26 protein-coding genes are annotated in these 19,844 nt (G+C 69.3%); 10 read left to right on the forward strand and 16 right to left on the reverse strand.

Features of this window, described 5'->3' with window-relative positions; all coding sequences use genetic code 11:
• Nucleotides 1–59: 59 nt before the first annotated feature.
• On the reverse strand, nucleotides 60–563 hold the full coding sequence (locus tag AC069H_RS35145) for an Rv3235 family protein (protein WP_478226302.1): 504 nt from the start codon (nucleotides 561–563) through the stop codon (nucleotides 60–62).
• Nucleotides 564–675: 112 nt separating this feature from the next.
• Between AC069H_RS35145 and AC069H_RS35150 the strand changes: the two genes are divergently transcribed.
• Nucleotides 676–1,080, forward strand: coding sequence for an HAD family hydrolase (locus AC069H_RS35150; protein ID WP_478235204.1), 405 nt, complete (start codon nucleotides 676–678; stop codon nucleotides 1,078–1,080).
• On the opposite strand, the gene AC069H_RS35155 is transcribed toward AC069H_RS35150, so the two are convergent.
• Nucleotides 1,055–1,834 (reverse strand): TrmH family RNA methyltransferase, encoded by a 780-nt coding sequence (locus tag AC069H_RS35155; RefSeq protein WP_478226304.1) that lies wholly within the window; start codon nucleotides 1,832–1,834, stop codon nucleotides 1,055–1,057. The two genes, AC069H_RS35150 and AC069H_RS35155, sit on opposite strands and share 26 nt — an antisense overlap.
• A 34-nt stretch (nucleotides 1,835–1,868) precedes the next feature.
• Between AC069H_RS35155 and AC069H_RS35160 the strand changes: the two genes are divergently transcribed.
• Together AC069H_RS35160 and AC069H_RS35165 are read left to right on the forward strand one after the other, a co-directional pair.
• Nucleotides 1,869–3,275 carry a WS/DGAT/MGAT family O-acyltransferase gene (locus tag AC069H_RS35160; RefSeq protein ID WP_478226305.1) on the forward strand — a complete coding sequence of 469 codons (1,407 nt, stop codon included), beginning with the start codon at nucleotides 1,869–1,871 and terminating at the stop codon, nucleotides 3,273–3,275.
• Nucleotides 3,272–3,763: a DUF6912 family protein gene (locus AC069H_RS35165; protein ID WP_478226306.1), complete on the forward strand. Its 492-nt coding sequence runs from the start codon at nucleotides 3,272–3,274 to the stop codon at nucleotides 3,761–3,763. The genes AC069H_RS35160 and AC069H_RS35165 overlap by 4 nt, the downstream gene beginning before the upstream one ends.
• Before the next feature lie 70 nt (nucleotides 3,764–3,833).
• Here AC069H_RS35165 and AC069H_RS35170 read toward each other — a convergent pair whose 3' ends face one another.
• From AC069H_RS35170 to rsgA, 6 genes are all read right to left on the reverse strand, one after another.
• Entirely contained in the window at nucleotides 3,834–4,718 is an 885-nt protein-coding gene (locus AC069H_RS35170; protein ID WP_478235205.1) for an NAD-dependent epimerase/dehydratase family protein, read from the reverse strand.
• Between the two features lie 61 nt (nucleotides 4,719–4,779).
• A complete protein-coding gene (locus tag AC069H_RS35175; protein WP_478235206.1) occupies nucleotides 4,780–5,574 on the reverse strand; it encodes an SCO4651 family lipoprotein in 795 nt (264 codons plus the stop codon).
• Nucleotides 5,575–5,645: 71 nt separating this feature from the next.
• Nucleotides 5,646–6,326, reverse strand: coding sequence for a hypothetical protein (locus tag AC069H_RS35180; RefSeq protein ID WP_478235207.1), 681 nt, complete (start codon nucleotides 6,324–6,326; stop codon nucleotides 5,646–5,648).
• 90 nt (nucleotides 6,327–6,416) lie between these two features.
• Nucleotides 6,417–7,289: an SCO4651 family lipoprotein gene (locus AC069H_RS35185; protein ID WP_478235208.1), complete on the reverse strand. Its 873-nt coding sequence runs from the start codon at nucleotides 7,287–7,289 to the stop codon at nucleotides 6,417–6,419.
• Nucleotides 7,290–8,192, reverse strand: a complete 903-nt coding sequence (locus tag AC069H_RS35190; protein ID WP_478235209.1) for an SCO4651 family lipoprotein — start codon at nucleotides 8,190–8,192, stop codon at nucleotides 7,290–7,292. It lies immediately after the preceding gene.
• A 60-nt stretch (nucleotides 8,193–8,252) separates the two neighbouring features.
• Nucleotides 8,253–9,263: a ribosome small subunit-dependent GTPase A gene (gene rsgA / locus AC069H_RS35195; RefSeq protein WP_478235210.1), complete on the reverse strand. Its 1,011-nt coding sequence runs from the start codon at nucleotides 9,261–9,263 to the stop codon at nucleotides 8,253–8,255.
• Between the two features lie 101 nt (nucleotides 9,264–9,364).
• Here rsgA and AC069H_RS35200 point away from each other — a divergent pair, with 101 nt between their 5' ends.
• Both AC069H_RS35200 and AC069H_RS35205 read left to right on the forward strand, forming a co-directional pair.
• Nucleotides 9,365–10,123, forward strand: a complete 759-nt coding sequence (locus AC069H_RS35200; RefSeq protein ID WP_478235232.1) for an SOS response-associated peptidase — start codon at nucleotides 9,365–9,367, stop codon at nucleotides 10,121–10,123.
• On the forward strand, nucleotides 10,120–10,728 hold the full coding sequence (locus tag AC069H_RS35205) for an alpha/beta hydrolase family protein (RefSeq protein ID WP_478235211.1): 609 nt from the start codon (nucleotides 10,120–10,122) through the stop codon (nucleotides 10,726–10,728). The genes AC069H_RS35200 and AC069H_RS35205 overlap by 4 nt, the downstream gene beginning before the upstream one ends.
• Here AC069H_RS35205 and AC069H_RS35210 read toward each other — a convergent pair.
• Entirely contained in the window at nucleotides 10,678–11,241 is a 564-nt protein-coding gene (locus AC069H_RS35210; protein ID WP_478226314.1) for a hypothetical protein, read from the reverse strand. The genes AC069H_RS35205 and AC069H_RS35210 overlap by 51 nt on opposite strands.
• A 181-nt stretch (nucleotides 11,242–11,422) precedes the next feature.
• Entirely contained in the window at nucleotides 11,423–11,899 is a 477-nt protein-coding gene (ybaK, locus tag AC069H_RS35215; protein ID WP_478226315.1) for a Cys-tRNA(Pro) deacylase, read from the reverse strand.
• 190 nt (nucleotides 11,900–12,089) lie between these two features.
• On the opposite strand from ybaK, the gene AC069H_RS35220 reads away from it, so the two are divergent.
• Together AC069H_RS35220 and rsrA are read left to right on the forward strand one after the other, a co-directional pair.
• Complete coding sequence (locus tag AC069H_RS35220) at nucleotides 12,090–12,728, forward strand: sigma-70 family RNA polymerase sigma factor (protein ID WP_126735738.1); 639 nt, start codon at nucleotides 12,090–12,092, stop codon at nucleotides 12,726–12,728.
• Nucleotides 12,725–13,051 carry a mycothiol system anti-sigma-R factor gene (rsrA, locus tag AC069H_RS35225; RefSeq protein ID WP_340687175.1) on the forward strand — a complete coding sequence of 109 codons (327 nt, stop codon included), beginning with the start codon at nucleotides 12,725–12,727 and terminating at the stop codon, nucleotides 13,049–13,051. Before AC069H_RS35220 ends, rsrA begins: the two co-directional genes overlap by 4 nt.
• A 65-nt stretch (nucleotides 13,052–13,116) precedes the next feature.
• Here rsrA and AC069H_RS35230 read toward each other — a convergent pair whose 3' ends face one another.
• Complete coding sequence (locus tag AC069H_RS35230; RefSeq protein ID WP_369299112.1) at nucleotides 13,117–13,191, reverse strand: 50S ribosomal protein bL37; 75 nt, start codon at nucleotides 13,189–13,191, stop codon at nucleotides 13,117–13,119.
• Nucleotides 13,192–13,297: 106 nt separating this feature from the next.
• Here AC069H_RS35230 and AC069H_RS35235 point away from each other — a divergent pair, with 106 nt between their 5' ends.
• Nucleotides 13,298–14,821, forward strand: coding sequence for a sensor histidine kinase (locus AC069H_RS35235; RefSeq protein WP_478226317.1), 1,524 nt, complete (start codon nucleotides 13,298–13,300; stop codon nucleotides 14,819–14,821).
• Between the two features lie 295 nt (nucleotides 14,822–15,116).
• Here the strand turns inward: AC069H_RS35235 and AC069H_RS35240 are convergent, their stop codons facing one another.
• Both AC069H_RS35240 and AC069H_RS35245 read right to left on the reverse strand, forming a co-directional pair.
• Complete coding sequence (locus AC069H_RS35240; protein WP_007028999.1) at nucleotides 15,117–15,371, reverse strand: WhiB family transcriptional regulator; 255 nt, start codon at nucleotides 15,369–15,371, stop codon at nucleotides 15,117–15,119.
• 272 nt (nucleotides 15,372–15,643) lie between these two features.
• Nucleotides 15,644–16,570: a diacylglycerol/lipid kinase family protein gene (locus tag AC069H_RS35245; RefSeq protein WP_478226318.1), complete on the reverse strand. Its 927-nt coding sequence runs from the start codon at nucleotides 16,568–16,570 to the stop codon at nucleotides 15,644–15,646.
• Between the two features lie 245 nt (nucleotides 16,571–16,815).
• Between AC069H_RS35245 and AC069H_RS35250 the strand changes: the two genes are divergently transcribed.
• On the forward strand, nucleotides 16,816–17,355 hold the full coding sequence (locus tag AC069H_RS35250; RefSeq protein ID WP_126735734.1) for a hypothetical protein: 540 nt from the start codon (nucleotides 16,816–16,818) through the stop codon (nucleotides 17,353–17,355).
• Nucleotides 17,356–17,375: 20 nt separating this feature from the next.
• Here the strand turns inward: AC069H_RS35250 and AC069H_RS35255 are convergent, their stop codons facing one another.
• Nucleotides 17,376–17,858 carry an N-acetyltransferase family protein gene (locus AC069H_RS35255; protein WP_478226320.1) on the reverse strand — a complete coding sequence of 161 codons (483 nt, stop codon included), beginning with the start codon at nucleotides 17,856–17,858 and terminating at the stop codon, nucleotides 17,376–17,378.
• A gap of 1 nt (nucleotide 17,859) precedes the next feature.
• Nucleotides 17,860–18,453 (reverse strand): acid phosphatase, encoded by a 594-nt coding sequence (locus AC069H_RS35260; protein WP_478235212.1) that lies wholly within the window; start codon nucleotides 18,451–18,453, stop codon nucleotides 17,860–17,862.
• Between the two features lie 62 nt (nucleotides 18,454–18,515).
• On the opposite strand from AC069H_RS35260, the gene AC069H_RS35265 reads away from it, so the two are divergent.
• Nucleotides 18,516–18,986, forward strand: coding sequence for a hotdog fold domain-containing protein (locus AC069H_RS35265; RefSeq protein ID WP_478226322.1), 471 nt, complete (start codon nucleotides 18,516–18,518; stop codon nucleotides 18,984–18,986).
• A gap of 76 nt (nucleotides 18,987–19,062) precedes the next feature.
• Here the strand turns inward: AC069H_RS35265 and AC069H_RS35270 are convergent, their stop codons facing one another.
• Nucleotides 19,063–19,740 (reverse strand): hypothetical protein, encoded by a 678-nt coding sequence (locus AC069H_RS35270; protein ID WP_478235213.1) that lies wholly within the window; start codon nucleotides 19,738–19,740, stop codon nucleotides 19,063–19,065.
• Nucleotides 19,741–19,844: the final 104 nt, after the last annotated feature.

Here is a 19,844-nt window from a genome sequence, read left to right on the forward strand (position 1 = left end):
CCCCCTTCCCTCGGCCACGGTTTCGAATGACCAGCCGAGGGAAGGGGCCTTCACGCGCTTCAGGCCGCGAGCGCGGAGACCCGTCTCGGCGGCTTCAGCAGGTGGAAGCGGGTGCACACCCAGCCCGACGGTGTCCGCTCGAAGCGGGCGGCCAGCGCGAGGCAGCGTCCGTTCTGTTCGACGGTCGCGCAGGCTTCGACGACGCCGTCCGCCGGATGCCCCAGGTGGACCGACTTCGGCCGGTAGCCGCCCGAGGGACGGCGGCGGCCGCTGTCGAGCAGCGCGCTGTGCAGCGCCGGGTCGAGGATGGGCCGCACCTGGACCGCGGGACGGCGCCCGTCACAGGCTTCGAGGATGGTGGTCAGCAGCCTGCCGACCTGCCGGCCGTCGGGGGTGTCCGGTCGCGGCCGTGGTTCCTCCACGACGGCTTCGCCGAACAGCGGCAGGTCCAGCACGAGCTGGTTGTCCGGCGCCGCGGCCCGGTGCACCAGGCCGTCCGGCCTGCCGGCGACCCGGTACGGCGGCTCACACGGTTCAAGCCGTCTCAGTACGTACGACTTCATCTGACAGTCCCCCTCCGCGGCCCCCTCGGCCGCGCCCAGCAACTAAGGGGCAGATGGCGGGCGGAACCGCGACAAGGACCGCCCGAGAGGATGAACCGGGCGGCGATCGCTTGTGTACGGTGGGCCCGTGCTGAAAGGGCTGGTCATCGACTACGTCGGGGTGCTCACGGACGCCGGCGCGGACGAGCTGTACGGCTTCCTGCGGGCGGCGAGGGAGCGCGGCATCAAAACGGCCTTGCTCTCGAACGCTCCCGGCGCCTCCGACGAGGCCAAACGGTCGCTCGGCCCGTTCTTCGACGCCCTCGTCTTCTCCGGTGAGGTCGGCGTGGCCAAACCCGAACGCGAGGTCTACCTGCTCACCGCGGGACTGCTCGACCTGCCCGCCGGCCGGTGCGTGTTCGTCGACGACGCCGCGCACAACGTCCGCGCGGCGGTGGCGGCCGGGATGGCGGGGGTGCACCACACCTACGTCGAGGAGACGCTGACCGAGCTCAGCGCCTTGTTCCCGGCGCCTTAGCGCGCCGCACCAGCTCGAAGGACAGCACCGCCGCGGCGGCCGACACGTTCAGCGACTCGACCTCGCCCGGCATCGGGATCGACACCCACTCCGTGACCAGCTCGCCGACCTCGGCCCCGACGCCGTTCGTCTCCCCGCCCAGCACGAAGGCCGCGCGCTGCGGCAGCTCGACGTCGAACACCGAGCTTCGGGCGGAAGCGCCCATCGCGAAGATCCCGTAGCCGGCCTCGGTGAGCATCTCGGCCGCCTCGCGCGCGCTGCCGCATCGCAGCACCGGCGCGCGGAACGCGACCCCGGCCGAAGCCTTGACCACCATCGGGTCGAGGGCGGCGACGCCGCGCCGCGGTACCACGACCCCGTCCAGCCCGGCCGCGGTCGCCGTGCGCAGGATCATCCCGACGTTCGCCGGGGTGGTGATGCCGTCGAGCAGCAGCACCCGCGACGGCGGCCTGCCGTCGGACAGGGCCGCGTGCAGGGAGCGCATCCGCGGGGCGACGACGTCGGCCAGCACGCCCTGGTCCTGTTTGCCGTTGCCGGCCAGCACCTTGACGCGATGCGCGCTCGCGCGCTGTACCGGTACCCCGGCGGCCTTGGCGGCACGCTGGATCTCGGCGGCGTTCGGCCCTCGCACGGTGTCGGCGAGGATCACCTTGTCCACCTCGAGCGCCGCGTCGTCCAAGGCCTCGAGCACCGGTTTGCGCCCGTACACCGTCAGGAACCGGTCCTTCGGCGAGATCACCGACTCATCACCCACACCGGCGAGTGTCCCACTGTGTAAGGATCGGCTCATGCCCGACCGCCTCTCCGCGCTGGACGCCTCGTTCCTGTACGTGGAAGACCACTCGACCCCGATGCACGTCGGCGGTGTGGCGATCTTCGAGCGGCCGCGCGACGGCTTCACCCACGAGCAGCTGCTGGACCTGATCGGGCAGCGCCTCGCCTTCCTGCCGCGTTACCGGCAGCGGGTGCTGGAGGTGCCGGGGCATCTCGCCAGGCCGGTGTGGGTCGACGACGTCGACTTCGACCTGAACTACCACGTCCGCCGGTCCGCGCTGCCGCAGCCGGGTTCCGACGGCCGGCTGTTCGACCTCGTCGCGCGGCTGATGTCGCGGCGGCTCGACCCGGGACGGCCGCTCTGGGAGGCGTATTTCGTCGAGGGCCTCGCGGGCGACCGCGTCGCGCTGGTGACCAAGACGCATCAGTCCGTCGTGGACGGGATCGGCACCATCGAGCTCGGGCAGCTGATCCTCGACGCCACCCCGCAGGAGCCGGAACCGTTCGACGACACCTGGCATCCGCGCCGGGAACCGAGCCGTACGCAGCTGATCCTCGACGCGGTCGCCGAGACCGTGCAGCGGCCGACGGAGCTGGTGGAGAACGTCCGCTCCATCGCCCACGACGCCACCGCGATGGCGGGCAAGGTCACCGAAACGGTCGGTGACGTCGCGTCGGCGCTGAAGACCATGGTGAATCCGGCGCCGTCCGGGCCGCTCAACGTCCGCACCTCGGGCGGCCGCGTGTTCGCCGTGGTCCGTACGCGGCTGGAGGATTTCCGCAAGGTCCGCGCCGCGCACGGCGGGACGGTCAACGACGTCGTGCTTGCCGCGATCACCGGCGCGCTGCGGGAATGGCTGCTCTCCCGCGGCTCGAACCTGACCGCGACGACCACCGTGCGTGCGCTGGTGCCGATGGCCGTCCGCGACGCCGAGACGGCCGAGTTCTCGACGCCGGCACTGGTCGGGAACCAGGTCGACGCCTATCTGGTCGATCTCCCGGTCGGGGAGCCGAACGCGGTCCTGCGGCTGCAGCACATCGGCCACGCGATGGCGGACCACCTCGACTCCGGCCGTTCGGTCGCCGCGCGCGGGCTGCTGACGGTCGGCGGTTTCGCCCCGGCGACGCTGCATTCGCTGGGCGCGCGGGCGGCCGGGTCGATGTCGGGGCGCATTTTCAACGTGCTGATCACCAACTCACCGGGCCCGCAGGTGCCGCTCTACGCGGGACAGGCGAAGATGGTGGAGATGTTCCCGGTCATGCCGCTGGTGCGCAATCAGGCGCTGGCGATCGGGGTCACCTCGTATCACGGCGGTGTCTACTTCGGACTGAACGGCGACCGCAAGGCCGTGTCCGATGTGGACCTGCTCGCCGGGATGATCGAGGAATCGTTGGAAGAGCTGAAGGGTGCGCACTGGTGAGGGTCTATCTACCGGCGACGATCGCGATGCTCCGTGAGCTCGAAACCACCGGCGAGTTCCGGGCGCGGAGTGGCACGGGATTCGCGCTGACCCCGGCGCTGCGGGAGTCCTACGCCAGCGGTTCCGACGAAGAACTCGAATACGCCGCGCTGCTCGACGCCGCGAGGGCGTCGCTCCGGCTGATCGCGGCCGAGGAGAAGCCCGAGCCGCGGCGCGTGGTGATCTCGGCAGACGTCGAGGAGGTCACGTTGCGCCCGGATCTCGACGCCGCCGTCGTCCGGCTGTCCGGGCCGGTGAAGATCGCCGGCGTCGCCGCGATCCACGTCGACGCGGCCGAGGCCGCCGAGACCGTGCAGGCCGCCGCCGCGGTGATCGACCAAGCCGACCTCGGCGACCCGGACGCGGAGTTCACCCTCGGCGACGCCGAAGACCACGAACTCGCCTGGTACGCGCCTCAAGAACTCCCGTTCCTGCTGGAACTCCTGTAACCCCTCCGCGTTTCGTCCTCTGAATGCGATCCTTGCACGCGCAACTACCGCATTCAGAGGACGAAACGCGTCAGAACCAGGACGGGCCGGGAACCGGGCGCTCGGGGCGCCAGCCGGTCGCTTCGGTGAGCCGGGCCGAGACGACGCGCTGCGAGCGCGCCAGCACCGACATCAGGCCCAGGCGGTTCGCCAGCCACTTCGGCAGCGCGCGCGGACGGCGGACACCGGCCGCCGCGGCCATCGCCTCGCCGAGTTCCTGCTTCCGCACCGGATCCGCGGCCAGGTTGTAGACGCCGCTCGGTGCCCGCAGCGCCGCGATCGCGCCCGCCGCCGCGTCGTCCGGATGGATCGCCGCGGTCCAGTCGGTCCGGCGGCCGAAGATCAGCGGCGAACCGCGCCGCGCGGCCGCCAGCATCGTCGTGGTCATCGGATCGTCGGCGACCAGGAGCCCGATCCGCAACCGGATCGCGGTGCGCCCCTCGTCCGCCAGTTCCGCGATGTTCGCGTGCGCCACCGTCGAAGACGCGATGTTGCCGCGCAGCTCGAGGGGCGCGTCCTCGTCCAGTTCCTGGTCACCGCCGTCGGCGTAGACGAACGAAATCCCTTCCTGCACCACGATTCCCACCTCACCGACCCGGCGCACGGCATTCGCCAGCGTCCTGCTGCCGGTGATCCGCACCCGGTCGTTCTCGGCCCAGCCGGACAACGTCATCGCGTGGCGCGCGTCCGGGATGCGGGTCGCGACGTTCAGCACCGCGTCGTGCCCGTTCAGCGCGCCTGCCAGGGAATCGACGTCGAACAGCGAACCCGGCACCGGTTTCGCCCCGGTCGCGCGCACCGCCGCGACCCGGTCCACCCCGCGGGCCAGCCCGCTCACCTCGTGGCCTTCGGCCAGCAGACGCCGCACCAGCGGGCGCCCCAGCACCCCGGTCGCCCCGATCACCATCACCCGCATGTCCGCTCCTCCTGTCCCGCCTTCACGAGAGGGACGAGACGCGCGCGGGGAACGTGACGGGTCAGCCCGCCGGGATCTCCCCGATCTCCTCCGGCGGCGGCGCCTGGATGTCGGCCTGCGTGCCCCATTCGCCGTAACGCGTGACGATCCGGGCCGTCGCGCTGTCCGGGACACCCGAAGCGGCGAGGACCGGCGCGAGGTCGAGCACGATCCGCACCGGCCGGTGCGTGTCGTCGAGCCAGACCTCCATGGGGATCTTCCCGACCTTCCCCCGCAATTCGCCGACGGCCTCGGCCGACAACCCGGCGGGCAGATCACCGCCCAGCGCGGCCAGGTCGACGTCCAGCCGGTAGTGCTCGGCGGGCATCCCGTCGAGTTCGGTGTACCCGGATTCGGTGAGCGTGCCCGCCTTCCGCACCTGGTCGAGCGCGCGGGCGGGGTCGTTCTGCTTCGCCAGCTGGTCGATGCTGCCGCCGGCGACCTGCGAAAACGGATCCGCGCCGTCGGGGGAGACCTTCACCCAGGGTTTTCCGCCGGGGACGTCCTCGCGGGCGGCTTCCGGGACCTTGGCGAAGACGATCTTGTCGACGAGTCGGAGTTCGAGGGGTTCGCCGAGGAAGTCCGTGGACATGGCCAGCGCGGTGCCCGCCCCCGCGACCCTCGCCTGTCCCTGGCTCTTCGACCGCATCGTGCCCGCGGCGACCTCGGTGACGAACTTCGCGGCCTTGCCGTCCATGGCGGACGTGGCTCCGTCGGCGAGCGCGCGGGCGTCGGCGAACGACACGGCTCCGCCGTCGCACGCGCCGAGCAGCGCGCCGGCGACGAGCACGACGGTGGACAGGGCCGTTCTCCGCATGAGGACCTGCTTTCAAAGGCGGGCGCCCAAGCGAAACACAGCGGTGGCCCGCACCCCGATCGGGGGACGGCTCAGCGGCTGTCGCCGACCGCCTCGGGCGGCGGCGCGATGATCACCACGTCCGAAGCCCAGCTGTCGTACTTGACCGTGGCCTTGCCGATGGTGACCCGCACCGGGCGCTGCTCGCCGTCCAGCCACAGCTCGGCCGGGGCACCGCCGAGGTCGAGGACGTACCGCGTGGCGGCCGTGCCGTCCGCATCGGCCTGTTCGGACTTGGTGACCTTGCCCGACTTCGAGATCCGGTCGATCGTCCGCGTCGGATCCATCGTCTCGACGACGTTCGTCAGCAACACGCCGTTGGCCGCGGAGAGCGAATCCTTGCCGCCGGCGGTGATCTTGACCCATTCCTTGTCGGTCTTGAATTCCCGGACCTGAGTGTCCGACAGGTGGTAGTAGAGGACGCCGTCGGCGAAGATCAGGTCCCGTTTCTCACCCGCGACCTCGGCGACCATGGAGAACTTGCTGTTCTGGCCCTCGTAGAGCCCGGAACTGGTGACCACGACCTTGCGGCCGTCCTCAGTGGTGGTCTCCAGCGCGATCTTGGACGAGCGGGCCTTCTGCGTGCCCGCGGCGGCGGCCGAGGCCAGTTGCGCCGCGTCGTTCACCGGCTGTGCCGCCGGTTTCCCTTCCCCGGAGCAGCCGCCCAGCAGCAGGAGAGCGGTACAGACGACGGCGAATCCGGTGGCACGCATGGGACTCCCTCGGGTGAATGGTCTGTACCACTACCGTAGCGCCTATCGCGTGAATTTCCACCGTCCGATGGTCCGGAAGCGCGTGAAGGTCTAGCCGCCCATCAGCTCGATGTAGTCGGCGACCTCCCCGTCGGGCGGCGGGGAGACATCGACGGCCGCTCCCCAGTCGCTGTAGGTGTAGGTCGATTTGGCCTCGACCGTCTCGGGTGCCCCCATCCCCTTCATGAGCGAGGTCATGTCCATGGTCATCTTCACCGGAAGCTGCTCGGCGTTGATCCACAGCTCGGCCGGAACCCGCAGGTCCTTGCCTTCGAGCCGCTTCTCGACCTCTGCCCGCTGGTCCGCGGGCAGGTCGTCGCCGAGGAACAGGTCGAACTGCTTCCGCATGTCGAATTCCACGAAGTAGTGGTTCACCGGCACGCCGTTCAGCTGGGTCTGTTCCGACTTGATGATCTTGCCGGTCTTTTCGACCATCTCCAGCTGCTTCGCCGGGTCGCCCATCTCGAACGACCGCTGCATGGCCTTCCCGATGGCCTTCCTCCGGGGTTCCTCGCTGTCCAACGGGATCTTTCCCCAGGTCTTGGCTGTCTTGAGCTCGGCCCGTTGGTCGCCGGACAGCTTGATGAACAGGATCCGGTCCACCAGGCGCATCCCGACCGTTTCGCCGTCGACGGTCATGTTCGCCTCGAGCTTCGTGGCGGGACCGTCGTAGAACGCCTTCACCGTGCCCGTGACCGCTTGGGCCCCGAGCATGCCGTCGATGATCGTCGTGGAGGACTTCGCCTTCTGAGTCCCCTGCTTAGCGGCCTCGACGAGGCCGAGCGCGTCGGTGAACGGGCTGGCCAGCGCGAGTTCGCCGCCGCCCTTGGTGTTCTCGGGGGTCGCCTCCGGACGGGTGCCGCAGCCCGTGACCACGAGGGTCAGGGCCGCGGCCACCGCGACGAACTTGAAGGTGGCACGCACCTACCGGCCGCCGGCCTTCTTCATGATCTCCGCCAGGTCGCCGACCTGGTCGGCGGGCGGGGCGGTGATGTTCACCGGGCTGCCCCAGTCGGTGTACTTGACCGTGGTCTTGGCGACGCCGTCACCGGGGGCGCCCATGGCCTTCACGAACGCGGTCTGGTCCGAAACGACCTGCACCGGCAGCTGGTCGGCGTTGAGCCACAGCTCGGTGGGGATGGTGACGTTCTTGCCCTTGAGCTTCGCGTCGAGCTGCTTCAGGACATCGGCGGGCAGGGGGATGCCGATGTCGCCGACGACGAGGGCGATGGCCTTCTCGACCTCGATCTCGATGACGTAGTGGTTGGTGAGCTCACCATTCAGCTCGACCTGGTCCGACTTCGTGATCTTGCCCGCCTTCGAGACCTGCTCGAGGGTGCGCGACGGGTCACTGTCCTTGATGGCCTTCGACATCGTCTTGCCGAGCACCAGCGAGATGGGGTCCTGGCCGTCGGCGGAGATCTTCACGTACGACTTGTCGGTCTTCAGCTCGGCCTTGTCGTCCGCGCCGAGCTTGCAGTACAGCGCGTTGTCGACGTAGATGATCTCCGGCTTCTCGCTGACGTCCTCCAAGGTCATCGAGAACTTGGTGTTGTCACCGTCGTACACGCCCTGCCCGGTCACCGTGTTCTTTTCGGTGCCGGCGACGGTCTCCATCGTCACCTTCGACGACTTGGCCTTCTTGGTGCTCTCGCGGGTCAGGGCCGCGAGCTGGATCGGGTCGCCGAGCGGCGCCGACAGCAGGCTCTTCTGCTCGGAAGGAGCAGGAGCGGGAGCAGCCGCGGTGGGCTGCTTTTCGCCACCGCAGGCGGACAGCGCCAGGACGGCGGCCGTGGTGATGGCGGCGAGTGTGGTTACGCGCTTCAAGGGGACCCCTCAGAAAAGTTGATCTAATCCGAACGGGTTATCGCGCGAAGCCGAAATTAGTTACCGATCGTCGTCATGCCCAGCTCGGGAGCCCAGAAGGCGCCGCAACGAGGTCAAACGCTCCGGGCTCGCGTCACCCTCGGTGACCACGTCGTCGAGTGCGCAGTCCGGGTCCGAGGGCGGCCCGAGGTGCCCGCAGCCGGATGGGCACTCCTCGGCGGCCTCGGCGAACTCCTCGAACGCGAGCACGATGTCGTCGGCGGTCACGTGGGCCAGTCCGAACGAGCGGACGCCGGGGGTGTCGACCACCCAGCCGCCGCCGGGCAGGGGGAGCGCGACCGCCGCGACGGACGTGTGACGGCCCTTGCCGACCGCGCTGACCACGCCGGTCGCCAGTCCGGCGTCCGGCACCAGCCGGTTGACCAAAGTGGACTTCCCGACCCCGGAATGCCCGACCAGCGCGGTGAGCCTGCCCTTGAGCCGTCCGGTCAGTTCTTCCGGATGCTCGTCGTGCCGGGTGACCACCGCCGGGATGTCGAGGCCCGCGTAACCGGCGAGGAGTTCGTCCGGGCTCGCGAGGTCGGCCTTCGTCAGGCACAGGACCGGTTCGAGGCCGCCCGCGTAACAGGCGACGAGACAGCGGTCGATGAATCCGGTGCGCGGCGGAGGATCGGCCAGCGCGGTGACGATCAGCAACTGCTCGGCGTTGGCGACGACCACCCGTTCGAAGGGGTCGGTGTCGTCCGCGGTCCGGCGCAGCACACTGGAGCGTTCGTCCACCCGGATGATGCGGGCGAGGGTGTCGGGCCTGCCGCTCACGTCGCCGACGATGCCGACGGTGTCACCGACGACGACCGGGACCCGGCCCAGCTCACGGGCCCGCATCGCGGTGACGACCCGGTCCGGATCGGAGTCGATCGCGCAGGTCCAGCGGCCGCGGTCCTTGCCGATGACCATCGCGGTGGAGGCGTCCGCGTGCTCGGGGCGGCGTTTGCTGCGCGGCCTGGTGCCCTTGCCGGGACGGATCCGCACGTCGGATTCGTCCAGCCTGCGCCAGTCCTTGCCAGCCAAACCGCCTCCTGCTCTTCGCACACCGCGAAACTATGATCCCATGCTGCTCGCCAACGCCTCGGTAGCGTGTAACGATGGCTGTCGATCAGGGAGGTTTTCGCATGTGCGGGCGTTATGCCGCGACCAAGGACCCGGCGGCGCTGATCGACGAGTTCGCCGCGGTGGACCTGACCGAGGGCCGGGTCCGGACCGATCACAACGTGGCGCCGACCAAGGTCGTCCCCACCGTCGTGCGGCGGCATCCGCGTGACGCGGACGGCGCGGTGCTCGAAGACGAGCCCGCCGTGCGGTCGCTGCGGATGATGCGCTGGGGGCTGGTCCCGTTCTGGGCGAAGGACCCCGGCGTCGGCTCGAAGATGATCAACACGCGTGCCGAGACCGCCAAGGAGAAGCCGTCGTTCAAGAAGGCGGTTTCCGCGCGGCGTTGCCTCGTCCCCGCCGACGGCTGGTACGAGTGGCGGCGTGACGGCAAGGAGAAGCAGCCGTTCTTCATGACCGGACCGGGCGACGAGTCGCTCGCGTTCGCCGGGATCTGGGAGACCTGGCGGCCGAAGGACGACAAAGAGGCCGACCCGCTGATCACCTTCTCCGTGATCACCACCGACTCGGTCGGCAGGCTCACCGACATCCACCACCGCATGCCGCTGCTGATGCCGCGCGAAAAGTGGGACACCTGGCTCGACCCGGATCTGGCCGACGTCACCGATCTGCTCGTCCCGCCCCCGGCGGACCTGGTCGACACGATCGAGCTGCGGCCGGTGTCCAGCCTGGTCAACAACGTCCGCAACAACGGTCCGGAGCTGGTGGACCGCGTCGAACCCGCCGCCGAAAGCTCGCTCTTCGAGCTGCCGAACTCATGACGAAGCTGGAGATCGACACCGCCTACGGCCCCGCGCGGGCCGAGCTGCACTGTGCCGAGGAAGGCGTCGCGGTGCTGATGCTCGGCCACGGCGCCGGCGGGGGGATCGGCGCGAAGGACCTGGTCGCGGTCACCCGCGCGGCGCAGGCGGCCGGTGTCCACGTCGCGCTCGTCGAGCAGCCGTACCGGGTGGCGGGCCGCCGGGCGCCCGCTCCCGCCACCCAGCTCGACACCGCCTGGCTCACCGTGGCCGACGAGATCTCCGCGCGCTTCGACGATCTTCCGCTCGTGTTCGGCGGCCGGTCGTCCGGGGCCCGCGTCGCCTGCCGGACCGCCGCGACGGGGCAGGCGGTGGCGGTGCTCTGCCTGGCCTTCCCCGAGCATCCGCCGGGGAAGCCGGAGAAGACCCGGCAGGGTGAACTGGACGCCGTCGAGGTCCCGACCCTGGTGGTGCAGGGTGACCGGGACCCGTTCGGCCTGCCCAAGGCCGGGCCGCATCACGAGATCGTGGTGCTCAAGGGCGACCACAACCTCAGCGCCGACCTCGAAGGCGTGTCACGCGCGGCCGCCGAGTGGCTGGAGCGTGTGCTGCGGCCGCTCACCTGAGAACCGCCGCCGGGCGTAGTGCACGGTGACTGCGGCCAGCAGCGGGCCCCAGAGCAGGATCGGCGCGTAACAAGCGGCCATGACGACGCCGTAGACCGGCGAGTCTTCCCAGCTTCCCGGCGCCATCGAAGAACCGGCCTCCGCCCAGCCGAACGGTGCTCGGACGCTCAGCGCGGTCAGGGTGATCGCGCCCGCGGCGGCCGGGAGGATCGCCGCGAGCGGCGGGATCCGGCGGCCACGCAGCCCCGGGATCCAGCGCGGCCACACTTCACCCCAAGGCCGGACGAGCCCGAGGGTGAGGAACGCGAGCGCTTCGGCGAGCAGGCTCAGGCCGAAGGCGTAGGCCGTGCCCCAGCCGGGGACGCCGAACTCGTCCAGCCCCTGCGCGGTGAACCCGACCGGGATGCCGAGGCCCATCGCGATCCGCCACAGCCCGGAGGGCAAGGTCGCCAGCAGCGTCGCGTGGGCGGCGAGGTTCGCCCACCTCGGTACGCCGGGCACGGTCTTGGTCATTTCGTCGCTCCCAGGAGTCGTCGTTCACTTGCCGACGACGATTCCCGAGCGTGGCCGCGTGATCTTCCCGCTGCGGACCGACTCCCCTCCCTCGCGAGAGTGAGTCTCCTCCCGCATTTCGTCCTCTGAATGCGGTCCTTGCGCGTGCAACTACCGCATTCAGAGGACGAAATGCGGGAGGTCAGCCGGCGATCGGGGCGACCACGGCACCGGTGAGCCGCGCCAGGTCGCCGGGCGCGAGTTCGACCTCCAGCCCGCGCCGCCCGGCCGAGCAGTGCACGGTCTCGAACTTCTCCGCCGACGAGTCGATCACCACCGGCAGCGTGCTCCGGTGTCCGAGCGGTGAGATCCCGCCCAGCACGTATCCCGTCGCGCGCTGCGCGGCGGCGGGGTCGGCCATCTTCGCCTTCTTCCCGCGCACGGCGGCCGCCAGCGCCTTCAGATCCAGCTGGCCGGTGACCGGGACCACACCGACGGTCAGTTTCCCGTCGACCTCGGCGACCAGTGTCTTGAACACGCGCGCGGGGTCGAGCCCCAGCGCTTCGACGGCTTCGAGGCCGTACGACTCGGCCCGCGGATCGTGGTCGTAGGCGTGCAGAACATGCGCCACCTTCTGCTTCGCCAGCAGCGCCGTCGCCGGGGTTCCCTTGCCTGCCATGGGCGGAGTCTACGAGCGCGCCGGGAATGCCCGACCGGGCGTCACTGTTGAAAGGCACGTGTCCACCACACTCGAAGCTCCCCGAATCCTGATCCCGCGCACGCCGGGCGGCCAGGTGATCCGTCCGCGCGTAAACTCGACGACGTCTCATGCGCACAAGCGCATCGACGCCGATCGGGAAGGGAACGGTTTGCCGAGCACGCAGAATCCCGCGCCGGACACGGGCACGGACGCCGAAGAGGCGGCCGCGCGGGCCGAGCGCTTCGAGCGGGACGCGATGCCCCTGCTCGACCAGCTGTACTCGGCCGCCATGCGGATGACCCGGAATCCCGCCGATGCCGAGGACCTCGTCCAGGAGACGTACCTGAAGGCGTACGCGGCCTTCGCGTCTTTCAAGGCGGGCACGAACCTCAAGGCGTGGATGTACCGCATCCTCACCAACACCTACATCAACGGCTATCGCAAGCGTCAGCGCCAGCCGGTGCAGCAGCCCACCGAGGAGATCACCGACTGGCAGATCGCCAAGGCGGAGAGTCACACCTCCAGCGGGCTGCGCTCGGCCGAGGTCGAGGCGATGGACAACCTGCCCGACGCCGACGTCAAGGAAGCGCTGCAGAAGCTGCCAGAGGAGTTCCGCCTCGCGGTCTACCTCGCCGATGTCGAAGGTTTCGCGTACAAGGAGATCGCCGAGATCATGGACACGCCCATCGGCACCGTGATGTCCCGGCTGCACCGCGGCCGCGCCCAGCTCCGTGACCTGCTCGCCGACGTCGCCCGCGAGCGGGGCTTCATCCGCTCGGGCAAGCAGCAGGAGGTGGCGGGGCGATGACCGAGGACTACTGCGCCGGCGCGGACGACAAGGTCAGGTGCGAGGAAGCCCTCGCCGACATCTACCTGCTGCTGGACAAGGAGTGCAGCGCCGAGCGCGACGCCGCCCTGCGCAAGCACATCGAGGACTGCCCGCCGTGCCTCGAGGAATACGGCATCGACGAGCACATCAAGCAGCTCCTCGCGCGCAAGTGCGGCGGCGACCACGCGCCGGACGACCTCAAGTCCCGGCTGCGGGCCTCCATCCGCCAGACCGTGCAGACCAAGGGCTCGATCACCATCGAGCGCACCGAGGTCAAGATCGAGCAGACCTTCGAGCAGTAGCGCCTCAGGACACACGAAGGCCCCCGTACCGATCGGTGCGGGGGCCTTCGCTGTCTGATCGATGATCAGGAGTTGGGCTTCTTGCCGTGGTTCGCGCCGTTCTTCTTACGGTCGCGACGCTTGCGGGCGCGCTTCGACATGTTTCACTCCTCGTCCGAGTGGCCCTCGCGGGGTGATACGACACCGCTGGGCCAGGGTCAACCTCTCCAGTGTGTCATGCGGCCCTCACCCTGCTTGGATGGGGACGTGTCCACCCTTTCCGATCTGCTCGCGGAGAACACCGGCCTGTCCGGTGAAGCCGCGGACCACCTCCAGACCGTGGTCGCCGAATGGCAGCTGCTGGCCGACCTGTCCTTCGCCGACTTCCTGCTGTGGGTCGCCGTCTCGGAGGAGCTGCAACCCGACGGCGGCGACTACGTGTGCGTCGCCCACGCACGCCCGACGACGGCGCCGACGGCCCATCCGGAGGATGTCGTCGGCTCCCGGTTCACCGTCGACGAGCACCCGCAGCTGGCCAAGGCCGGCCGTGAGGTGCGGATCTGCCGCGAAGAGGATCCGCACTGGTACCGCGACCTGCCGATGCGCCGCGAGGCCATCCCGGTGGTGTTCGCGGGCACGGTGATCGCCGTCCTCAGCCGCGAGACCAACCTGGCGGCCTCACGGGTGCCCAGCCCGCTCGAGATCGCGTATCTCGGCAGCGCGGGCGACCTGTGCCAGATGATCGTCGACGGCACGTTCCCCAGTCCGGGGAACCAGACGGACACGCATACGAGCCCGCGGGTCGGCGACGGCCTGATCCGCCTCGACCCGACCGGCACGGTGGTCTTCGCCAGCCCGAACGGGTTGTCGGCCTATCACCGGATGGGGCACGAGTCCGACCTCGTCGGGCAGCGCCTCGCGCCGCTGACCCGGTCGCTCATCCGTGACCCGTTCGACGCGACCGAGGTGTCGCACCGGATCATCGAGGCGCTCGACGGCAAGCCCAGCAGCCGGACGGAGGCGGATTCCCGCCGCGGCGCCGTAGTGCTCTTCCGTGCGCTGCCGCTGCGTCCCGCCGGGCAGGCCGCGGGCGCGCTCGTGCTGGTGCGCGACGTCACCGAGGTGAAGCGCCGTGACCGCGCTCTCCTTTCGAAGGACGCGACCATCCGCGAGATCCACCACCGCGTGAAGAACAACCTGCAGACCGTCGCCGCGCTGTTGCGGCTCCAGTCGCGCCGGACCTCCAGCGAGGAGGCGCGGCTGGCGCTCGGCGAGTCCGTGCGCCGGGTCTCGTCGATCGCGATGGTGCACGAGGCGCTGTCCATCTCGGTGGACGAGCGGGTCGACCTCGACAAGCTGCTCGACAACGTCCTCCCGATGGTCGGTGAGGTCGCGACGGCGGAGTCGCAGGTCGGGCTTTCGCGCACCGGTTCGTTCGGAGTCGTCGTCGCCGAGATCGCGACGCCGTTGGTGATGGTGCTGGCCGAACTCGTCCAGAACGCCATCGAGCACGCGTTCCCCGACGGACGGCCGGGCAAGGTCGAACTCGTGGTGGAGCGCTCCGCGCGCTGGCTCGACGTCGTCATCCGCGACAACGGGCGCGGACTCCCCTCGGGTTTCTCACTGGAACGCAGCGACGGCCTCGGGCTCCAGATCGTGCGGACACTGGTGGAGTCGGAGCTGCGCGGATCGCTGTCGATCAGGGGATTGCGCGGGGAATCCGAAGAGACCGGCGGACGACGGCTGGGAACCGAAGCGGCGCTGCGGATCCCGTTGTCGCGACGTCTCTAGTGGACTGTCCCTTTTGATCATCCACAAGGGACAGTCTCATCCGGACACGTTTTAGGGCCGGCGCCCGAAGAGAAAATGGCGCCGGCCCTGTAACGGTTCCGCGGGAGGACTTGAAAAAAGTCCGCTGAAGCCATACCCCCGTGAGGGCGTGTCGGCCTCGCTTGTTAAGCTCAAGTCGGGTACGTGTCACCTCGCGAAGCACGGCCATGCGGCCATCGCGCCGCGGGAGTTTCCCGAAGCTTGGGGTCTTGCTCAGTTGTGAGTAATGCGATGAAGCGTGCTGAGTCCGAAAGACTCAGGCGGAGGTACGCGTGCCGATGTGCGTACGACGGCGCTTCAGGGCCCGTCGCTCGTCCTCGCTCATCCCGCCCCAGACGCCTGCGTCCTGCCCGCTGGCCAATGCCCAGGCCAAGCAGTCGGAAGCGACGGTGCAGCGGTGGCACACGGCCTTCGCCTGCGCTACCTGCGACAGAGCAGGACCGCTGGTTCCCACGGGGAAGAACAGCTCGGGGTCCTCGTCTCGGCAGGCCGCGTCGTGGCGCCAGTCCATGTTTCTGAGCTCCTTCATAACGGCGCGGTACTCCGCGCCATAGTCGTCATGGCGGTCGTTTTTTGGGTGCTTGTGAATGCTTTCACGAAGCACCCGTTTCGACAAGGGTTTTCTGAAGATCGGTGAGTCAGCTCACCCGGCCGAGCGACGCTTCTGACCTGCGGTTTCGGTCCGAAACGGCCTTCCGAAGGGAAGGTCGATGCGGTGAGCGGAGGTTCTGCGTCGATGAGCGGCAGTTCGTACTTTGCCGCAGGCGATCAGCGGACCGGTCGTCAGACGATTACCGTCAGTGCTTCCGGGACGCTGAAGAACTCCACCCTCTTCCGCTGGCCGACGAGGTCGCCGTCCACCTGGAAGTTTACCGGTTCAGCAGCGTCTATGCGGATCATCGGCAGGTCATCGTGACGAAGGAGACGTCGCCCGCGTTGGTCGCTCTTCGTGAGCAATGCCTGCCGTACATGCTTGAACACGGTGGGCAATCCCAGACCGCTCAACGCGAAAAGGCCCAGTCCGGTGTCGAACGAGCTGTCCGGGTTCAGGTGGACGGGACGGTTGCCCAGGTAGCTCCACGGATCGGTGTTCGACACGAAAGCGGTCAGCACTTCGGTGGGCTCTTCACCCGGGATCCTGACCGTGAGCGGCGGGCGGCCGAGCGGAGGCCGCAGATGCGACGCCACCGCGGCCCTCAGGTAGAGCCCGGCGGTGGTCTGCTTGCCCCGGCGTTTGGCCACGCGGCCGACGACGTCCGCGTCCCAGCCCATGCCGGCGTTGAAGGTGAACCAGTGGCCGTCGGCGATCCCGAGGCCCACTTCGCGGCTCCGGTCGTTCTCGATGGCGTTGAGGAGCTGATGGGTCGCTTCCACGGGATCGTGCGCGATGCCCAGCGCCCTGGCGAAGACGTTCGCCGAGCCGCCCGGCACGACACCGAGCATGGGGGCGCCGCCGACCTTCGCCGGATCGCCGTCGGCGTCCGCGAGCAGACCGTTGACCACCTCGTTGACCGTGCCGTCGCCGCCGTGGGCGACCACCAGGTCGATCCCGTCGCGGGCGGCGGACCGCGCGACGGCCATCGCGTGACCGCGGTAGTCGGTCTCCACCACGTCGAGTTTGACCTGGCTGGCCAGTGCGTGCGCCAGCACGTCACGGCCACCGGCGGTGGTCGAGGTGGCCTGGGGATTCACGACGAGGATGGCACGCACATACCGCAGGGTAAGCCTCTTCGGCCCGAAGAGGGGAGCGTCAGGTGACGCGAAGCTCAATGGCCCGTGCGTCCTCGAAGCAGCACCGTATGGCCCTGTGGCGGGCGTCCCTCCTCACTGTCGGCTGGTGACAGCGCGTCGTGACAAGTGCACCCGGGCCGACCGCCCGCTCATCGACGACGCTTCCAATTCTTCCCATGCGGTGGCGAGGGAAAAACGGCCGACCGGGTGGCATACGATCGAAAGTGCTCACGTACGGTGACCCGCCCTGGTGGAGCGCCGTGTCCGGAAGCCTGGAAGGCTGTTTCGCCGTGTCCATCGCCGACAAGCTCTCGCCCGCGCCCCGTGAAGTCCGCCTCGCCGGGGCCGTCACCGCGCTGCCGGGGCTCGCCCTGATCGTGTTCGCGATCCTGCTCCTGGTCAATGGCCAGGCCGGACCGGAGAACCTCCTGGCCGAGGTCGCCTATTACCTCGTCCTCGCCGCCGGAACGCTGGCCTGCGCGGCCGGCCTGATGATGGGGAAGACCTGGGCGAGGTCGCCCGGCGTGGTCGTCGCGCTGATCCTGGTGGGCGTCGGCTGGTACGGCGCGGGCCCGTCCGGGCAGCCGGTGTGGGGAGTGCCGCTCGCGCTGATCGGCGTCGCCGTCATCGTGCTGCTGTTCCGCCGCCCTTCGCGCGCGTGGGCGCTCGGGATGCAGGAAGGCGAGAGCGAGGAAGAAGCCGCCGAGCGTGACGGCGCCGCGGGTCGCGCGGCGCGTCGTGAGCGCGAGGAACGCGACTCCTGAGCACGCGAGTCACGCCTTGGCTAGACCTGGGCGGCGAGCGCCTTCAGGGGTGCGTCAGTGAGGCGGTCGACGGTCCATTCGTCCATCGGGACCGCGCCGAGGGACTTGTAGAACCCCTGCGCCGGGTTCCAGTTGAGTACCGACCATTCGAGGCGGGCGTAGCCGCGCTCGACGCAGACCGCCGCGAGGGTGGCCAGGAGCGCCTTGCCGAGGCCGGAGCCGCGCTGCTCGGGGCGGACGTAGAGGTCTTCCAGGTAGATGCCGTGCACGCCGCGCCAGGTGGAGAAGTTGAGGAACCAGAGCGCGTAGCCGACGATCTCGCCATCGACCTCCGCGACGTGCCCGAACAGCCCCGGCGCTTCACCGAACAGTGCGACGCGCAGCTGCTCGGGCGTGAGGTGGCATTCGTCCGGGGCGCGTTCGAACTCGGCGAGGTCGTAGACGAGCTGGACGACGGCGTCCACGTCTTCTTCGCGGATGCGCCGGATGCGGTCGTCGCCCATTTCAGTCCTCTGTGGTGGGGAGCAGGTTGAGGTGTTCGATCTGCGGCTCGCCGCGTTCGTCGCCGAGCACCGCGACGCCGGCCGGGTCGAGTCCGAAGTGGACGCCCGCGGTCGACGGGAGGCCGATCCAGCGCGCGACCAGGACCCGGCTGAAATGCCCGTGGCCGACGAGGATCACGTCACCCTCGCCGAGCGGTTCGCGGACGCGTTCGATCAGCTTGTCGGCGCGGGCGTTGACGTCCTCCGCGCTTTCGCCGCCGGGGATCGGATGCGACCAGACCGTCCATCCGGGAACGGTCTCGCGGATCACCGGCGTGGTGACGCCCTCGTAGTCGCCGTAGTCCCATTCGGCCAGCTCTTCGGTGACCTCGTCGACGCGCAGCGCGGCCAGCGCGGCCGTCCGCAGCGCGCGGGTGCGAGGGCTGGAGAGGACGAGCGCCGGGTTGCCGCCGAGCACCGCGCGCAAGGTGCCGCCCGCCGCGCGGGCCTGCCCCTCGCCGGCGGCCGTGAGCGGGATGTCGGTGCGTCCGGTGTGCCGTCCGTTGACGGACCACTCGGTCTGACCATGCCGGAGGAGGAAGAGCCGATGTGCCACGTTGCGAATATAGCCTGCGGTCCGGTTATGCTACTGGCGAGTAACATGATGAGGAGACCGTGATGGCGCAGAATCCGACCTACGCGATGTGGAACCGGCTGGCGGGCAAGCCGGTCGGCAAACAGCTGTTCTCGGCGGCGATGTGCCTGCGTGTGCCGTACTTCCGGACGGTGCTCCCGTCGGTGCGCGAGCTGCGTCCCGGCCGGTGCGAGGTGACGTCCCCGAAGTGGTGGGGTGTTTACAACCACATCAAGACTTTTCACGCGATCGCGGCATGCAACCTCGCCGAGATCGCCATGGGCATGCTCGCCGAGGCGACCGTCCCGACGACGCATCGCTGGCTGCCCAAGGGGATGACGGTCGAGTACGTGGCGAAGGCCGAGACGAGCCTGCGCGCGGTCGCCGAACTGCCGGAGTTGCCGGAATTCGGCGACGAGGGCTTCGAGCTCCCCGTGCCGGTGACGATCACGGACACGAACGGAAAGACCGTCGTGACCGCGACCATCACCATCTGGGTGACCAAGAAGAAGTGAGCGCCTCCGCAATTAGTCCTCTGGATGCGGTCGTTGCGCGTGCAACTACCGCATTCAGAGGACGAAATGCGGGTCGTCAGAGGGGTTTGAACTGCACGTAGGTCGCCAGCTTGAAGGTGTTCCGCCCGCTCGCGGACGGCAGGCCGAGCAATTCGTCGGCTACTTGCGTCAGCGGGCCGCAACCGGTCGTGCGCGGCAGGGCGAGCTGCGAGTCGACGACGCCGAACTTCACCGTCGTGGGGTTCTGCGAGATCACCTCGAAGGGGACCGCGGGATCGTCCTTGACGACCGAGTGCAGTGGCTCGGCGAGGGTGCCGACCGCGCATTCCTTGGGCAGCAAGGGATGTCGCAGGGTCGCGTAGAGATCCAATTCGCCGCGGCGCTCGTCGTTCGACTGGAAGTCCGAGTAGCCGCCGTACTTCAGCTGCAGGCTCGTGCCGAAAGCGCCGCGGATCCGGGCGGGAGCGTGCCGTAGTTCGCCGAACACCTGCGCGTACTTCCCGGCCACTTTGCCTTCGGAGAACGTCAGTCGCATCTCCCCGAGCGGGATCTCCCGGTCGCCGATGGTGAGGACTCCTTGGGAGACAAACGCTTCGCAGCGCCAAGTGCCCGGGTCGGCGTTGGCGGGCGGGGCGGGGCAGGCGGAGAAGTCGAAGTCGGGCAGCGGCGACGGTGCCGCCGAGGCGTGGCCGGGGAAGGCGATGAGGGCGGCTGCGGACAGTGCGGCCGCGGTCGCGGCGAGAAGACGTCTCATGACCCGAAAGCGTGGTCTGCGCGAGTTTGAATCACATCGGGGAAGCCACCCAAGGGATCCCTGGGATCGCCACGTTCGGGTGAAAATAAACGGTGTTTACCCAG

Source organism: Amycolatopsis sp. NPDC043887 (genome assembly GCF_056435665.1).

Bases quoted from the DNA above. Each gene is read 5' to 3' on its own strand.
- AC069H_RS35145 (WP_478226302.1), bottom strand. From the start codon at position 563: ATGAAGTCGTACGTACTGAGACGGCTTGAACCGTGTGAGCCGCCGTAC.
- AC069H_RS35160 (WP_478226305.1), top strand. From the start codon at position 1,869: ATGCCCGACCGCCTCTCCGCGCTGGACGCCTCGTTCCTGTACGTGGAA.
- AC069H_RS35170 (WP_478235205.1), bottom strand. From the start codon at position 4,718: ATGCGGGTGATGGTGATCGGGGCGACCGGGGTGCTGGGGCGCCCGCTG.
- AC069H_RS35175 (WP_478235206.1), bottom strand. From the start codon at position 5,574: ATGCGGAGAACGGCCCTGTCCACCGTCGTGCTCGTCGCCGGCGCGCTG.
- AC069H_RS35180 (WP_478235207.1), bottom strand. From the start codon at position 6,326: ATGCGTGCCACCGGATTCGCCGTCGTCTGTACCGCTCTCCTGCTGCTG.
- AC069H_RS35200 (WP_478235232.1), top strand. From the start codon at position 9,365: ATGTGCGGGCGTTATGCCGCGACCAAGGACCCGGCGGCGCTGATCGAC.
- AC069H_RS35205 (WP_478235211.1), top strand. From the start codon at position 10,120: ATGACGAAGCTGGAGATCGACACCGCCTACGGCCCCGCGCGGGCCGAG.
- AC069H_RS35210 (WP_478226314.1), bottom strand. From the start codon at position 11,241: ATGACCAAGACCGTGCCCGGCGTACCGAGGTGGGCGAACCTCGCCGCC.
- ybaK (WP_478226315.1), bottom strand. From the start codon at position 11,899: ATGGCAGGCAAGGGAACCCCGGCGACGGCGCTGCTGGCGAAGCAGAAG.
- rsrA (WP_340687175.1), top strand. From the start codon at position 12,725: ATGACCGAGGACTACTGCGCCGGCGCGGACGACAAGGTCAGGTGCGAG.
- AC069H_RS35240 (WP_007028999.1), bottom strand. From the start codon at position 15,371: ATGGACTGGCGCCACGACGCGGCCTGCCGAGACGAGGACCCCGAGCTG.
- AC069H_RS35255 (WP_478226320.1), bottom strand. From the start codon at position 17,858: ATGGGCGACGACCGCATCCGGCGCATCCGCGAAGAAGACGTGGACGCC.
- AC069H_RS35265 (WP_478226322.1), top strand. From the start codon at position 18,516: ATGGCGCAGAATCCGACCTACGCGATGTGGAACCGGCTGGCGGGCAAG.
- AC069H_RS35270 (WP_478235213.1), bottom strand. From the start codon at position 19,740: ATGAGACGTCTTCTCGCCGCGACCGCGGCCGCACTGTCCGCAGCCGCC.